Source organism: Vreelandella sp. DA03-1M (genome assembly GCF_055725665.1).
The window spans coordinates 4,645,275-4,660,973 of record NZ_CM146798.1 but is presented as its reverse complement, the minus strand read 5'-3'; the positions used below and the strand labels follow the sequence as shown (position 1 = coordinate 4,660,973).

Sequence of the window (15,699 nt, the reverse complement as noted above, 5' to 3'; positions counted from 1 at the left end):
GAATTCAACTAATAAGTGCAGCACCTGCGGTTTCTAGCGCTCCTGAGTATTCACCTAAGAACACCTGGGCTGGGGTTCGGTATCCCAGCCGCTTTCTTGGTCTATCGTTTAGCTTATTGACGACTCTTCGTAGCTCGGCATTGGTCACTTTGCGGAAGTCAGTACCTTTAGGAAAATACTGCCTAATCAGACCATTGGTGTTTTCATTAGTACCACGCTGGCATGAGCGGTACGGGTCGCAAAAATAGATCTTGGCCGAGACGGACTTGGCAACCTTCCGATGCTCGGCGAATTCCGACCCATTATCCAAAGTGATGGTGTGCACTGCCCCTCGGCGTGGTGCCAATAACCGCGTCATCGCCTGTGCCGTTCTAGTGGCGGTGATTGTTGGCAGCCGCGCTGCCAAGAGGTAGCCACTGCGTCTTTCGACCAGGGTCACCAGCCCGGATTCTTTGTGGCCCTTAAGCACCGTGTCGCCTTCCCAATGTCCGATATGGCGCCGTTCTTCCACCTTGGCAGGGCGCTGCTCGATGCCTACTCGGTGCGGGATTTTGCCTAACCCCGCCCGCTTAGCCAATTGGCGCTGATAGCGCCGCTGGCGTGGCAGCCGGAGCCGTTTCCATAAGGTTCCACCGTGCTTCTTGTCGTCCCAGATTAACGCATAGATCCACTGATGGCTTACGCAGACTCCGTTGGCATTGGCCATAAAACCACTGATTTGTTGAGGGCTCCATTCGTCCATCAATTGGCCAGTGACCCAGCGAACCAGGCTGGGTAGTCGTTTAGTCACTTTCCAGGCGGTGCGTCGGCGCTGATCACTTACCAATTGGGCCTGTTCAGGCGCATAACCACGGGTCAGACCGTTACGTTTTATCTCGCGGCTAATGGTGCTGCTGTGGACACCAATGGCCTGGGCGATCTGTCGCTGGCTGATGCCGGTCTCAAGATAGGCAAAAATTTGGTATCGTTGGATTGGGGTCAGTTGTCGGTATCCCATGCTCTGCTTCACTTTGGTAGGTAAGGCAGAGAGGGTACCGGCGCTGGCCCTCCTGCCTCTACCTTGTGATCCAAAGTGCTGCGCTTATTCTATGAATCCAGGATTTACGATAAGCAAGCTCGCATCGCGCTGCAAACCGAGGATGGTGACTTCAGGGTCTTCAATGATGCTTTTTCTGAACGGTGCTGCGCATGCGAGGAACACATTGTAGAAGCATGCTCGAAGTTGAAGAATATATTGTCGTACTCTGTTAAGTAAAAAATGCGCCAGGATGAAATTGAGAATATAGTTTCTGAGCCTGGTTTGGTCTGCGTCACCTTACCTAGTCGACAACCTTCATTGCTGCCATTATGGTGATCCGACACTGCTCTATGCGCTGCTGTTCGGCATGACCTTGCACTTTCTCAGTGAAGAGATCCGTTGCCGAGAGGGCATCGGTTTCGCTGCACGCACGGAGCTTCGCTTGGGAGTGGTATTGCTGGGCGCGAGAATGACGCTTGCACAGGTGGGAGATCTGGGGCTTGGGCCCGTTACTCACGGTGATCGGTTCGGTGGCATTGGTCATCGTCCTGGGGCGTTATTTGCCAGAGTGCTGGGCCTGCCTCGAGATCTCGGGCTCTTGGCCGATGGCGCCGTCGCCATCTGCGGTGCGTCGGCGGCCCTGGCTCTGTCGGCGGTAATAACTAGTCATGAGAACAGCGAGCGCAACACTACCCATATAGTGGTCAGGGTGACAACGCTCTCGACGATGGCGATGGTGATCTATCCGCTAATAGCGGGGGGCCTGGAGCTCTCAAATACTCAGGCGGGCATCTTTCTTGGAAGCACCATTCACAACGTGGCCCAGGTCGTGGGGGGCCGGTTATATGTGACCGTCTCTCCGAATACTGGACAGGCAAAACTGGAATTTCCGGCACACACTGAGTAAAGCCTCACTGGAGGTCGTGCCGTGAAGAAATCGCGTTTTACCAAGGAGCAAATCGCCTTCGCCTTCAAGCAAGCCGAGTAGGCCACTCCGATCTCGGAAGTGTATCGCAAGATGGGCGTCAGCAATTCGAGCCGCTATACTTGACGCAAGAAGTACGGCGGCTTGGGGATCCTCGGAGCTGCGCCGCCTGAGGCAGCTGGAGGACGAGAACCGCAAGGTCACGCAATTGACGGCCGATCCTCTCGCTGGACAAGGCGATACTGCAAGATGTCCTTTCAAAAAAGCTCTGAGCGCTTCGCGAAAGCGGCAGCTGGCGCATTCGCCCGGAGTGCCTCTCACACGGGCTTGACTGCTGGGCCTACGAGCAGGACGTGACGCTAGACTTTAGTCGTCTTGGCAAGCCAACGGAAAATGCATTTGTAGAATCCTTCAATGGCAAATTCCGGGCGGAATGCCTTAATACCCTATTATTTCCTATCGTTGGACGATGCATGCAACAGGATCAAGGCCTGGCGGCAGGAGGACAATCAGGTCAGTCGCCATTCATCGTGGGGCTGGCTAACCTCGGCCGGAATTTCCATCCATAACCGGCCCTGAGAGGGCGAGGGTCAACTTATGACACAATAGTATTAGCGACTGGTCCAGATTTCGATAACCACTTCAGTTCGACTACATACTGCCTGAAACTGATAGGCCAAGGAGTGTGAGAGCTAACATGGTTGACCACTCACTTGTCAACGCGTTGGGATTCCACCAAATTTGTTAACTTCACCTGAATGAGTCGACCGATAGATTCCGCTCGATCGGCAAGCAGTTCGGCACAGCGAGGCAGCGCCTGCTCAAGCTTCATGAGACGGTCCGTGAGGGTGAAGGCCGCTGTTACTCCTTCCGCATAGGTTTCTTGCCAGCCTTGGTCCAGGCTGCCAGCCAGCACCACAACAGGAATCTCGAAGCGCTTGGCTGCACGGGCTATACCGACTGGTGTCTTACCTGCGAGGCTTTGGGCATCTAATCGCCCCTCGCCGGTGATCACCAGATCCGAGGATTTCAACAGCTCTTCGAAACGCACATGCTCCATAATGAGCTCGATGCCCGGGCGCAATTCCGCCTGCAGTAGTGCAAGGGCGGCGAAGCCCACACCTCCGGCGGCCCCGGCGCCTGGCGTTTGGCGGTAATCCTGCCCCAGGGCCTGATTAACATGACCGGCGAATGTCGCCAAGCCAGCGTCGAGTCTGGCCACGTCACCGTCACTGGCTCCCTTCTGGGGCCCGAATACTGCGCTGGCACCCCGCGGGCCTGTTAGGGGATTGTCTACGTCTACGGCAACCTGAACCTGAAGTTGACGGAGTCTCGGGTCCAAACCCGAGAATTCGAGGGTATGTAAACGTTCCAAATCGCCGCCGCCGGGAGATAATGGGGTACCCTCTTCATCCAACAATCGCGCACCCAGGGCGGTGAGCATACCCGCCCCGGCATCGTTGGTGGCGCTGCCGCCAAGCAGCAGCAGGAGTCGTTGAGCGCCAACATCTAGAGCGACTCGGATTAGTTCTCCGACGCCATATGTCGAGGTGTGCAGCGCCGAGCGCTCCTGTGCCGCTAGAGCCTGCAGGCCGCTGGCCTCGGCGAGTTCCACATAGGCGATCTGGTCGGAGGGATTCCACCCCCAGCTGGCTAGGGTCGGCCGGCCAAGGGCATCCTGTACCACGTGGCGGCGAAGCTCGGCACCTGTCGCTTCCAATAAAGCGTCCAGACTCCCCTCACCGCCGTCGCCCATCGGACAGATGACGAGATCGGCTTGAGGCAGGGCGCGACGCAGACCTTCGGCGATGGCCTGAGCGGCCTGGCCAGCAGGGAGGGCGTCTTTGTAGCTGTCGGGTGCAATGATGAGTTTCATTTAAACCTCTGTCTTATGATTGAATTCAGCCCCCATGGTCTGTGCTATGAGATGCATCGTGACGGGCACGGAGGAATAGGGCGAAAAGATGCAAGCTGGTATATAAATGGAATGTAAAATATCATTTAGGGAAGAATTAGGTATTAAAGACACTCGGGGCATGCTGTACTTCACAAAAGTGATATTGCACATGGGCAATCATGGTTGACATGATTAAGAGCATTGTCCACAGTGACCAGAAAATGCCAGAAATATTAATCTCATTACAGCGCACCAAAGTGAAAAGGAGATTCTCTAGCTGGAGATTCGCAGAGGCTACTTTGTAGCTTTTAAATGCTTGTGACTTAAGATCAAAAGCCTGCTTTGTTTTGAAATTATAAGTCGGCACAATTAGATTAGACGGCGACACACCTATCGGACGTCGCCAATCTCAAAATCATGTTACGCATTTTCTAGGAACATCAGCCAAAGTGTAAAATAAGAGTCTATAAGTAAGGACATTATTGCGGCGAAAAACAGTCTACAGCTGACCTTAGCTCCCGCTTATAGACCCGGCAATATAGCGGATGTAACGACCACAAAAATATTATTAATGTACTTTTATACCTATAGATCCGTGAGTACGACTAAGCAATCCATTAATAGATGAAAACAAGGAATCTAATTCGCGAAAGAAATTAACATGTGGAAATTAGTTTTCATTAAAAATAGTATATGAAATACTAAGTTTATAAAAAAGCATAACGCATTTAAAAGTACTTTAAAGCTATCTCATCAGTCGACAATTACCAAATTCCTTGGCTGACCACTCACAAAGGCCTCGATATTAACTACCAATTGATCAGCGAGTGTTTGCATTGCCTGTTGACTAGCCCAAGCAATATGAGGAGTCAGGATAAAGTTTGGAAACTCCATGAGGCATAAAAGAGGATTATCTGGCTTGGGGGGTTCAGTCTCAGCCACATCCATGCCTGCCGCTGCGATTTTTCCAGTTTTCAAGGCATTTACCAAAGCGGCCTCGTCGATCAAGCCACCCCGAGCGGTATTGATAACGATAGGTTGACGTGTCATTTTGTCAAACTCTTCATCGGCAAATAAGTTACGTGTTTCCGGTAAAAGCGGGCAGTGAAGGCTGATTACATCAGCACATCTCAGCATATCATCAAAAGCAGTATAACTTGACCTAACTTGATGCGCGCCCTTTTTTTCAGAAAATATAACATTCATGCCAAATGAAACAGCAAGGTCAGCAACAGCTTGGCCAATGGCGCCACTGCCAACAATTCCTAATGTTTGTCCAGATAAATCATTGATAGGATGATTGAAAAAACAGAACTGATCCGCCCTTTGCCACTCTCCTCTAGCTACATCAAGATGATAACCTCTAAGGTTGCGGCGCAATGCTAAAATAAGAGAAAAGGTATGTTCGGGGACTGTGTTTATAGCATAATCACGAATATTGGAGACAGCTATACCAAGTTCCTTGCAGGCATTTAGATCGATGTTGTCCGTGCCAGTAGCGGCTACAGAAATAAAACGTAAATTGGGTAACTCCACAAGAATTTCGCGAGTTAGCTTGACCTTGTTGACAACAGCGATGGTTGCTTCACTAAGGCGAGACAAAACTTTTTCAGGTGGAGTGGACTCATAGCATTCCCAATTATGCTTAAAAGAAAGCGGCGGCAGCTTGACGGTATCCTTCAATGTGGCTCTGTCCAGAAACACTAAAGTATGAATCATTGATATCCTCCGATTTGTTTAAGTAAAGGGCAATAAGACAAATTTGTTGTCAGGCGAAGCAGAATGGTCATTCATTCATTGACTGCAAAATCATATCAGAGGCTTTTTCTGCAATCATAATAGTAGCAGAATTAGTGTTGGTTGATGTGATATTCGGCATAATGGAAGCATCCACAACCCGCAGGCCCTCTATGCCACGAACTTTTAACTTGGAATTCACCACAGCATCAATATCGACGCCCATCTTGCAGGTACCAACAGCATGATATACGGTTGACCCATTGGTGCGAGCATATTGTAATAGCTCTTCATCAGAACATGCTGATATACCTGGAATCATTTCTTGTTCACAGTACGCAGACAGTGCATCGGTTTGGCAAAGTCGACGGGCATACTTCAGTCCAGTAATAACAGCGTCCCGATCTTCCTGGGTAGTAAGATAGCCAGGATGGATTTTCGGAGGAGTTAATGGGCTAGGATCAGCCAAATGTACATTACCGCGACTAGATGGCCGCATTTGCCAAAAGCCACAGGTCAGCCCTGGAAAATCATCCAACTCACCTAAACGGCCACTTTTAAAGCTACCTGGTGAAATAACAAATTGTGTATCAGGAGTACTACTGAGAGGGTTTGCTTTAACAAAAGCTCCCAAAAGCGCTGCACTGTAGGTTAAAGCGCCAGTGCCTTCAAAAATATACTTAGCAACTTCCTTAAATAATCCTAAGCCTTGGGATCGCTCATTGAGGGTCTGAATACCTTTCACCTTATAAGTGATACGGACCACGTAGTGATCTTGCAAGTTTTCTCCCACACCGGGCAAATTTCTCAGTACTGGAATATTAAGTTTCTGAAGATGATTCTTAGGACCTATTCCTGAGCGCTGTAGAATAGCAGGGGAACCAATAACACCAGCAGAGAGAATAATTTCTTTAGCGGCTTTAAGATAAAACGGTTTATGGTACTGATTTTTTTTGGAAACTTTAATACCAATAGCTGTGTTGTTTTTAAACAAAATTTTATGAACATCGATGCTAGTCATTACCTTCAGATTGGGGCGATGCATAGCTGGTACTAAATAAGCGCGTGCCGTGCTAATTCGAAGTCGACCGCGACGAGTCTGCTGATAATATCCTACAGCTTCACTCCGTGCTGTGTTAATGTCCGAGTAATACTGAAGACCTAATTCTTGCGCTGCTTTGATAATATCCCCACAGAAATTCGGACGCTCCGTAGGGTAATCAGTAGTCAAAGGGCCTCCCTTTCCACGGGTGGCATCCTCTTCACCCTGCCAGTCCTCGGAACGCTTAAAATAAGGCAATACATCGTGGTATGACCACCCCTCGTTGCCAAGAGCTTCCCAATGATTGAAGTCTTCAGGCTGGCCTCGAACGTAGAGCAGACCGTTAATAGAACTTGATCCGCCCAAACCTCGGCCTCTGGGGAAAATAATGGCACGGTTTCCTGTCGAATCTTCCGGTTCGGTCCGTAGTTGCCAGCTCTTTTTGGGGTGATCGAGTAGCCGCACGAATCCCGCTGGGATGTGCACAAACGGGTGATGGTCTTTCTCACCAGCTTCAACTAGCAAAACGTTAGTATTTGAGTTTTCAGTCAGTCGGTTAGCCAAAACACACCCGGCTGAACCTGCTCCAATGATGATGTAATCATACTCCATGACCATTAACCTCACCGTCATCCATGCCAGCGACGATAGAATTGGTGAATAGTTTCTGGCATTCTTCGTCATTAAATCCATATTCAGATAATATTTCGGCGGTATGTTCGCCTAGTCTTGGAGCGGCTGTTTTATAACGAGCCGGAGTGCCATGAAAATTTACTGGCAAGCTGAGCATGGATACGGTACCAGCAGTGGGATGTTCCATCTCAATCAAAGTATTGTTATGAGCAACTTGTGGGTCTTGTGTCAATGCCTGATGGAGATCCTGAATAGGAGCTGATGGTACGTTACGCTCCCTAAATAGCTCCATCCAATGCGATGTTTCTTGGGTATGAAAGATCTCTGCCAAAACTGCATCCAAAACTTCACGGTTTTCGCATCTGAGTGCATTGGTGCGAAACCGATGATCTTCGTTCAATCTTGGGTCGTCCAAAGCTTCACATAATGCTTTCCAAAATTTTTCTGTAAAGCAAGCCAAGAAGAAGTATTGGCCATCGGCACCTTGATAGCTGCGATAAGGTGAAAAGGTAGGATGGGCACTTCCCATGCGGCTTGGGGCGGCTCCGGTGGCTAGGGTTTCACCGTCACGCGGGATACAACTGAATATCGCACCGTTCAAAAGAGAAATATCAAGTTGCTGCCCATCACCCGTGCGCTCTCGATGCAGTAGCGCGGTAGAAACTCCAAAGGCCAGTAAGGCTGCAGCCCCGAAGTCAGGATAGGGACTACCAATTCGGCTTGGCGGTCGGTCAGGCTCGCCGGTCATAGCCATGAGGCCCGACAATGCTTGCACGATAGGGTCGTTAGCAGGCTGACTGGCATATGGACCACTTTGACCGAAGGCTGAGATACTGGCATATACAATGTCTGGCTTCACTGCTTTCACTGCTTTATAATCAATACCTAAACGCTCAACGGTTCCTGGTCGATAGTTTTCGGTAATGACATCGGCTTGGGATGCTAAGCGCAAGAAGGTCTCGCGGCCATCTTTTGTTTTTAAATCAATACGTATGCTGCGCTTATTACGGTTTTGAGATAGGAACATTCGATTTTCACCGTTTACATACGTCGTTCCCATAGAGCGAGAAAGCTCGCCGTGATCAAGAGGTTCAACCTTGATTACATCGGCCCCCATATCAGCTAGCATCATGGTTCCGACTGGTCCAGAGGTGACCATAGTTAAGTCGAGTATACAATAACCACTGAGTGGTAAAGCATGAGTACCCATTTGAAATCTCCAGAATCGTAAACTAGATTAAAACATTACTTAGTCATGGCATAAGTATGAAGCCAGGATCTGAGCCCGTCTGGCTCTTTTTTCCAAATGAAAGCCCCTTGGTAATGAGTATTATCTGTAATGGTGAAATCTTTACGATAATGACCACTACGGGTCTCTTTTCTTTGAAGGCACGCTTTCAAAACTAATCTACTGGCATCGACCATGTTTCTCAACGACAGTGTGCGGCTTAATGTTAAAGGTGTGGCTCCGAGGCCGCTATCAAATTGATGATAAATCTCTTCGATTATGGACAACGCTTTTTGCAGACCTATTTCGTCTTTTTCAACGAGACAATAGGTTTGCATAGCTTTACGCAGATTATACTCGGCTTCATTTATATCAAATTTAGGATGGCCTCGCTCGAGTACCTCATTAATGAAACTGAGTGTATTGTTAAAAGTTGTTTCACTAGACGAAGATATATCTACTCTTTTTGACCGTTCAGCTGCCGCTGCGCCTGCTCGGTGACCAAAAACTTGACCTTCTGCTAAAGAGTTGCCACCAGGCCTATCAGGGCCCCGGACGCCACCAGCCACCTCACCGATTACATATAGGCCGGTAATCGAGCTTTCCGCATTGGTATTTACCATACGAACTCCACCATTCATACATTGGAAGGCAATACCAACTTCAAAACGGTCAGTTAATGGATTCACTCCTTTACTTCGCATCCAGCGAGCTGTGTTTGGAATAGTGGCTTCAATTTTTGATTCCGGCACTCCTTCAAAGCTAAAATAAACACCGCCGTGCTGGCCACCCCGCCCTTCGTTGATTTCGTTAGCGATAGCAATGTCCAAATAACGAGACACATTGGAAGTAGTGAAAGGAAAAACCTTTTCATCCATTACTTCTTCTATACTTACTTCGTCTGGCAAATATTTTGAGAGGAATAGTTCGCCATTAGAATTACGAATCGTAGGTTGTAATACAAAGCAAGACTTACTAAAGAGCTGGATATATGGATGTACCAACGCAGGCCCAAACTGGTGAAACTCTAGGTTCACAAGCTCTGCTCCATGCCTATAACATATCGCTTGGCCATCTCCGGTCATTTCAGGTGTTGACACCTGTTGCGAAAAGACACCATGCATGCCTCCGGTGCCAAGGATGACACTGCTAGCCTGATAATACACCAAGTGTTTGCATTCGGTATCAATGCAGACCGCACCAGCAATGGAACCTTCGTTGTCACGCACGATATCAACGAGTGACATGGGGGCATCTACAATCACTCCCATACGTTGAAGCTCTCCCGTCATGGCAGTCACAAAAGCTTTTCCGGTTTTACCAGATACTCCAACACATCTAGGGTAACTGCCGAAGTCGCTTTGGATTAACTTAACATTTCCGTCAATGGCTTGATCTGGCTTTAGTCCCATGTTTAGAAGGTCACGAACTCGCTCGGGGGCATCATGAGCTAGAACACGGACTAGCTTCGGATCAATAAAGCCTTCAGCTGCACGCATAGTATCCTGATAATGAATTTCTGGATTGTCATTTTTATCTCCGAACCCTGCGGCTGCTCCCATGCTCATGATCTCGCTAGCCCCGTGGACAGTACTACCTCCCTGCAAGAGAGGAGCTTTGCAGGCCATTCTAACTTTAGCGCCGGCTTCAGCCGCAGACAGTGCCGCACGAGAGGCCGCTCCGCCGCCACCGACGACGAGTACGTCTGTTTGAATTGTTACAACTTTCATGTAAGGCGGCATCTAATCTCTCCTAATCTACTCGGTTGTGTGCTGGTCTCTTATCCGCACCGTTGATAATTTGTATAGTTTATTTTCCACTAAAGAGATCGCCTGCTATAATGTTACGTTGAATTTCGTTGGTTCCACCGAAAATTTGAAAAAGTTTGGCTTCTCGAAAATGTCGCTCCATAGCATACTCAGTACAATAACCATTGGCCCCCATGACTTGAATACCATCAGTCGCTACTTTCATATAAGTATCGCTAGCAAAAAACTTTGCTTGAGAGGCTTCACGACTGCAGGAAATGCCCATTTCAAGCAAATTTGCTGCTCGAAACACCATCAGGCGGCTGGCTTCAATGCTTGTTTTCATATCAACCAACTTATGAGATACAGCTTGGAAATTTGTTATTGAGCACCCAAACTGCTTACGCTCCATAGCATAGTTGGCCGATAAATCGTAAGCCGCCTGTGCAGCACCTACGCACATGGCACCCAGTGCAATGCGTTCTTTCGACAACACCGACATCACCTGCTTCCATCCCTTGTGAAGATCCCCTACCAAATTGGTTTTGGGTACCCGAACATCTACCAGGTTAACCTCGCAAGTTCGAATAGAGTGTCCACCAAGCATATTAATGGGGCTGATACTGACGCCCGGCGTGTTACTGGGAATTAAAACCAAACTGATGCCATCATGTTTATTTTTAGTATCCTGAGTACGACATGCAGTCAAAATATAGTCGGCTTGAAGGGCTCCTGTAATCCAGTTCTTGGTACCATTAATTACCAGCTCTTCGCCTTCAATGAGTCCCTTCGTTTTAAGACTAGCCGCATCCGAACCCGAGCCATTTTCGCTTAAAGCAAAGGCAAAAAATGTTTTTCCTTCGGCTAGACCTGGTAACGTCATTTGTTTAATATTTTCACTAGCGAAGCGCGCGATGGCACCGCCTATCATATTAACATTCATATTCCAGTAACGAGACAGAGCCACGCTGTGATATCCAAGAATTTCAAGCATAGCCATCATATCCATATGGCTTCCGATACCACCATATTCTTCCGGAAGTGATACGGCAAACCAACCTTGCTTAGACACTGCCTCAATCAGCTCTTTTGGAAATTTTTTATTTTCGTCACATTCACGAATATAATCCGCAGAAGCGTGTTTCTCTAAAAACCGGTTCACGCTATCTCGAAACTCGAACTGGGTGTCGTTCAAATACGGAATAAGGTCACGATTGTTTACATGAGTGTGGCTGGTTAACATAAGATATCTCCTGAAAAAGCTGTGATTATGTCTTTAACGATGTGTCCACTCGGGAGTTTCTTTATTTAAGAATGACTGATAACCTACTTGAGCGTCGTTAAGCTGAAAGCAACTTATATATTCACTCTCTTCTTGAGCAAGATATTCTTTAAATTCCCAGTTTAATTTGTGATTAATCAGTCGTTTTATCCTTTCTATTGACCCAGCGGGCTGGCTGACGATTTCCCGGGCTATTTTTAAAGCTACCTCCAAGGAACAGCCAGGCGATGCGCGGTAGTCAATTAGTCCTGATATACTTACGTCATTTGCAGGATAAATAGCACCGAATAGCGCCATCTTATGAGCCTGTGTCGAGCCTAATATTCGACTTACCAAAGCCAAACCCCCTGTTCCGGGGAATACGCCTCTTTGAATTTCAGGAAATCCGACTCTGGCGTTGTCTGCAATAACTCTGAAATCGCACGCCAGAGCTAGTTCCAGCCCTCCTCCTAGACAATGGCCTTCAATAGCAGCAATGATTGGAAAGCGTGAGGACAAAAGCGCGATAGTCATGGCATGACCATTCCGGCAGTGCTCCTTTGCCACATCAGGATCGCGTCTATTTTTGAAATCATTTATATCTGCTCCTGAGCAAAAATTATAAGAGCCGGTGACTATTACAGCTCTTATTTCGGTTTCACTCTCAAGTCTTGCCAAGCACTTCCTTATATCTTGACGTAGCTCTTGCGTCAGTACATTGTAACGACCGTTGTTTAATTTCATTACTGCCACAGGTGGGGAAACCTCTAACAAAAGCATGGATTCTGCTCTTACGTAGTTTTTTCTATTATTTTTTGAGTTTCCCATTTTTTACTCCGCTTTTTGTTCTCTTCTTACGTTGGCAAGGTTTCTAGCATCCTTTGTTTGGCTGCTATAATGTGTTGTTCGAAAGCTGTTGCACATTTGTTTTGACTATGCGAGAGCACTCCTTCGATAATCCTGTCATGCTCATGAATAGAAATTTCCAGCTGAGCGACATTCCCTAGATTTTTTCTTCTAAAAAGTTGAAGTTCATTTGACATCACTTCGTCGAGAGCGGCCAGCCGCGTATTTCCGGCATAATTCATTAGAGACTTGTGAAATTCTTCATTCAAAGAGTAATACAGGTCCAGGTCACCAGAATTGCATGATTTGATCATGTTTTCATGAAGTGTCTCTAAATGTTTAACTTGTTCGGGCGTGGCTCGCGCTGCAACCAAGCGTCCACACACTCGTGCTAGACCAGCACGGCAATCGAATAGGTCTAATGCCTCTTTTAGGCTGACTTTGCGTACAAATACACCACGATTGGGTACCAATGTGACCAACCCGTTGTTTTCGAGTTGTCTCACCGCTTCTCGCAATGTACTTCGGCCCACTCCAAATTTCTGAGCTAGCTCATTTTCATTAATACGCTCTCCTGCGGGTAATACAGCTTCAATAATCATTGTTTCAACACGTTGAGCCAGCTTTGTTACTAAAGATACTGGAGCACCAACATTTTTAGTATTCAGAGTTTGATTCAAACTCATCTTTATTTACCCCTCCTTTTTGTATCTTCATACTAGCGAAAGATGAACATACTTTGCGTTTAAATACTCCTTAATTCCTAAAAACCCACCCTCTCGCCCCCATCCACTTTGCTTGGTACCACCGAAAGGTGTTTCTGCACTGGATGCAATCATCGTATTAACACCAATGACTCCAGCCTCAAGGGCACTTGAAGTTTTATTAGCCAACTCAAGCGATTGAGTGAAAGTATAAGCACAAAGACCAAATTCAAGTGCATTAGCACGTTCAATCACTTCATCAAAATCACTGAAAGCAGTAACTACCGCGACGGGGCCAAATGGCTCTTCGAGCATTAGGCTTGCGTCATCCTTGGCATGTGCAATAATAGTCGGCTCGTAAAAATATCCGACCTCTATAGCTTCCGGTCGTTTGCCACCACAAATTAGTTCTGCACCTTCTTCAACTGATTTATCCACCAAGTCGCTTACTGCTTTAAGCCGTCTAGGGTTGATTAAAGGGCCCATTTCTACTTTCGGGTCTAACCCATTGCCCAAAAGCATGCTGTTCACGGTATCACGAGCTGTTTGTAAAAATTCATCTAAAATAGACTTATGAACATAAAAACGTGTGGGAGAAGCGCAAACCTGGCCCGCGTTACGAAACTTTGCTTGCATACAGGATTGGGCAGCCATTTGTACATCTGCATCTGCATGTACTATCACCGGCGCATGGCCACCCAGTTCCATGGTAATTCGTTTAACTGTTTCGGCCGATTGTCTAAGCAAATGTTTGCCTACTGGAATAGATCCGGTGAAGCTGATTTTCCGCACACGCTCATCGGCCATTACGCAGTCGGTTATCAACTGTGGCATTCCTGTTACCACATTGACTACTCCAGCGGGAAGCCCGGCTTCCATACAACATTGGGCAATCGCTAAAGTCGCCCCAGGCGACTCTTCCGAAGGTCGGCATACGATGGTGCAACCTGCTGCGACAGCTGGCGCGATCTTACGTGCCATTAGCAAAACGGGAAAGTTCCATGCGGTGAAGGCGGCAACCACGCCCACGGGCTCAAAGGTCACTTGGTGCCGTGAGTTTTCGGTGCGGCCAGGAATAATTGTCCCATAGATTCTACGCGCTTCGTCGGCATACCAGTCAAACACTTCTGAGGTGGCGTTTACTTCGCCTTTAGACTCGGCGAAAGGCTTGCCGATTTCTTCGGTGATATACTTTGCTATTTCGTCCGCTCGTTCAGCAATGAGGAGTGAGACCTTCCGCAATAGCCTTGATCGCTCCCAAGGATCTACATTTTTCCATTCATTGAAGGCTACGAAAGCCGCATTGATTGCAGCTTGGCCGTCTGCAGTTGTTGCTTGGGGAGCAGACCCGATCACTTCTTCAGTAGCTGGATTGATGACGTTATAGACCTTCCCAGAAGACGACTCCACTAGCTTTCCATCAATTAGCATCTTGTGCTTAGTCATTCTTCCTCACCCCTTTATTTTGGCAGATGACTATAATCTAGCTGCTGCAATGTCGACTGTCAATATAGAATTGCCGACAATTGCTTGCGATATGCTGACACTAGTGCTAGTTTTGATGACGATAAAGGGTTTATCGACAATGAAGCCAATGTGGCAAAAGCGTTTAACACACAAGAATTATTAACATTTAGAGGTAGCCTCATGAAGTCTAATCAAAAATCCATGAAACTCACCCTTATTGGGGCTGCGCTATGCGCTGCCTCTTCCTTGGCCTCATTTGGTCAGGCGGTAGCGGCTGAAAGCCTAAAGTGGGCCCATCTCTACGAAACGGACACCCCTATGCACGAATGGGCCGTATGGGCTGCTGATGAATTTAGTAAAAGAACCGATGGTCGATATGATATTGAAGTTTACCCGGCATCTTCTCTAGGAACTCAATCGCAAATTGATGAGGGACTAACATTCGGTACCATTGATATTGTTTATACTGGAACCCAATTCGCTGGTCGGCAATATGGACCGATTGGTATAGGCGGAGCACCCTATATATTTCGCGACCATGACCACTGGGAAGCCTATCGCCAAAGTGATCTTTTTGCTGAGCTTCGCGAAGGTTATCAGCGTAAGACTGGAAATATCCCCCTAGCAATGAACTACTATGGCAATCGCCATGTTACCGCCAATAAGCCAATCTATTCACCAGCTGACATGCGTGATCTTAAAATCAGAACTCCAAATGCTCCACTTTATATGATGTTTCCACGTTCAGTAGGTGCCAATGTTACACCAATTGCTTTTTCTGAATTATACCTTGCTTTGCAGCAAGGTGTGGTGGATGCTCAGGAAAATCCTTTGCACATTATTCGTTCAAAACGAATTTACGAAGTTCAAGATTATATTAGTTTGACTGGCCACATAACTGACTCTCTGTTAACTATCGTTAGTGGTTCGACTTGGGATGGCATGTCTGAAGGTGATCAAGAGATCCTCAACGATGTACTGCTTCAAGCGGCAGATCGTTCTACCCGCGATGTTGTTGAAAAAGAACAACAGCTTATTGCATGGTTTGCTGAGCAAGGTGTAGAAGTGATTGAGGTAGACAGAGTTCCTTTCCGTGATGTAGTACTTCCCTCACTAAAGGATGAAAACGATTGGACTGAGGAAAGTTTCCAGCGCTTTAACGCACTCTAACTATTTTTTTATTCAGAGGTCGC

The 15,699-nt window shown here is 47.5% G+C and carries 12 protein-coding genes and 2 pseudogenes; 4 read left to right on the top strand and 10 right to left on the bottom strand.

The window, feature by feature from the left end; translation table 11 throughout:
- Nucleotides 1-4 precede the first annotated feature (4 nt).
- On the bottom strand, nt 5-997 hold the full coding sequence (locus tag ACXUPB_RS21745) for an IS30 family transposase (protein ID WP_472954230.1): 993 nt from the start codon (nt 995-997) through the stop codon (nt 5-7).
- A gap of 292 nt (nt 998-1,289) precedes the next feature.
- On the opposite strand from ACXUPB_RS21745, the gene ACXUPB_RS21740 reads away from it, so the two are divergent.
- The 3 genes and pseudogenes from ACXUPB_RS21740 to ACXUPB_RS21730 form a co-directional block, all read left to right on the top strand.
- Nucleotides 1,290-1,925, top strand: a complete 636-nt coding sequence (locus ACXUPB_RS21740; protein WP_472956776.1) for a putative sulfate exporter family transporter — start codon at nt 1,290-1,292, stop codon at nt 1,923-1,925.
- A 21-nt stretch (nt 1,926-1,946) separates the two neighbouring features.
- A pseudogene (locus tag ACXUPB_RS21735) lies at nt 1,947-2,212 on the top strand (transposase); the annotation flags it as partial.
- A 57-nt stretch (nt 2,213-2,269) separates the two neighbouring features.
- Nucleotides 2,270-2,418 (top strand): annotated as a pseudogene (locus tag ACXUPB_RS21730) (integrase core domain-containing protein); the annotation flags it as partial.
- Between the two features lie 234 nt (nt 2,419-2,652).
- On the opposite strand, the gene ACXUPB_RS21725 reads toward ACXUPB_RS21730, so the two are convergent.
- From ACXUPB_RS21725 to ACXUPB_RS21685, 9 genes are all read right to left on the bottom strand, one after another.
- Nucleotides 2,653-3,819, bottom strand: coding sequence for a glycerate kinase (locus tag ACXUPB_RS21725; RefSeq protein ID WP_472954705.1), 1,167 nt, complete (start codon nt 3,817-3,819; stop codon nt 2,653-2,655).
- Between the two features lie 774 nt (nt 3,820-4,593).
- Nucleotides 4,594-5,559 carry a D-2-hydroxyacid dehydrogenase gene (locus tag ACXUPB_RS21720; protein WP_472954703.1) on the bottom strand — a complete coding sequence of 322 codons (966 nt, stop codon included), beginning with the start codon at nt 5,557-5,559 and terminating at the stop codon, nt 4,594-4,596.
- A 67-nt stretch (nt 5,560-5,626) separates the two neighbouring features.
- Nucleotides 5,627-7,303 (bottom strand): GMC family oxidoreductase, encoded by a 1,677-nt coding sequence (locus ACXUPB_RS21715; RefSeq protein WP_472954702.1) that lies wholly within the window; start codon nt 7,301-7,303, stop codon nt 5,627-5,629.
- The gene (locus ACXUPB_RS21710; protein WP_472954701.1) at nt 7,221-8,462 is read right to left on the bottom strand and encodes a CaiB/BaiF CoA transferase family protein; all 1,242 of its coding nucleotides are present in this window, start codon (nt 8,460-8,462) and stop codon (nt 7,221-7,223) included. Before ACXUPB_RS21710 ends, ACXUPB_RS21715 begins: the two co-directional genes overlap by 83 nt.
- A 35-nt stretch (nt 8,463-8,497) precedes the next feature.
- Nucleotides 8,498-10,222 carry an FAD-binding protein gene (locus ACXUPB_RS21705; RefSeq protein ID WP_472954699.1) on the bottom strand — a complete coding sequence of 575 codons (1,725 nt, stop codon included), beginning with the start codon at nt 10,220-10,222 and terminating at the stop codon, nt 8,498-8,500.
- Between the two features lie 67 nt (nt 10,223-10,289).
- Nucleotides 10,290-11,471, bottom strand: a complete 1,182-nt coding sequence (locus ACXUPB_RS21700) for an acyl-CoA dehydrogenase family protein (protein ID WP_472954698.1) — start codon at nt 11,469-11,471, stop codon at nt 10,290-10,292.
- Between the two features lie 33 nt (nt 11,472-11,504).
- Nucleotides 11,505-12,317, bottom strand: coding sequence for an enoyl-CoA hydratase/isomerase family protein (locus tag ACXUPB_RS21695; protein ID WP_472954696.1), 813 nt, complete (start codon nt 12,315-12,317; stop codon nt 11,505-11,507).
- Between the two features lie 26 nt (nt 12,318-12,343).
- A complete protein-coding gene (locus ACXUPB_RS21690; protein WP_472954695.1) occupies nt 12,344-13,021 on the bottom strand; it encodes a GntR family transcriptional regulator in 678 nt (225 codons plus the stop codon).
- A 27-nt stretch (nt 13,022-13,048) separates the two neighbouring features.
- Nucleotides 13,049-14,485, bottom strand: a complete 1,437-nt coding sequence (locus ACXUPB_RS21685) for an NAD-dependent succinate-semialdehyde dehydrogenase (protein ID WP_472954692.1) — start codon at nt 14,483-14,485, stop codon at nt 13,049-13,051.
- A gap of 84 nt (nt 14,486-14,569) precedes the next feature.
- Here ACXUPB_RS21685 and ACXUPB_RS21680 point away from each other — a divergent pair, with 84 nt between their 5' ends.
- A complete protein-coding gene (locus tag ACXUPB_RS21680) occupies nt 14,570-15,676 on the top strand; it encodes a sialic acid TRAP transporter substrate-binding protein SiaP (protein ID WP_472954691.1) in 1,107 nt (368 codons plus the stop codon).
- Nucleotides 15,677-15,699: the final 23 nt, after the last annotated feature.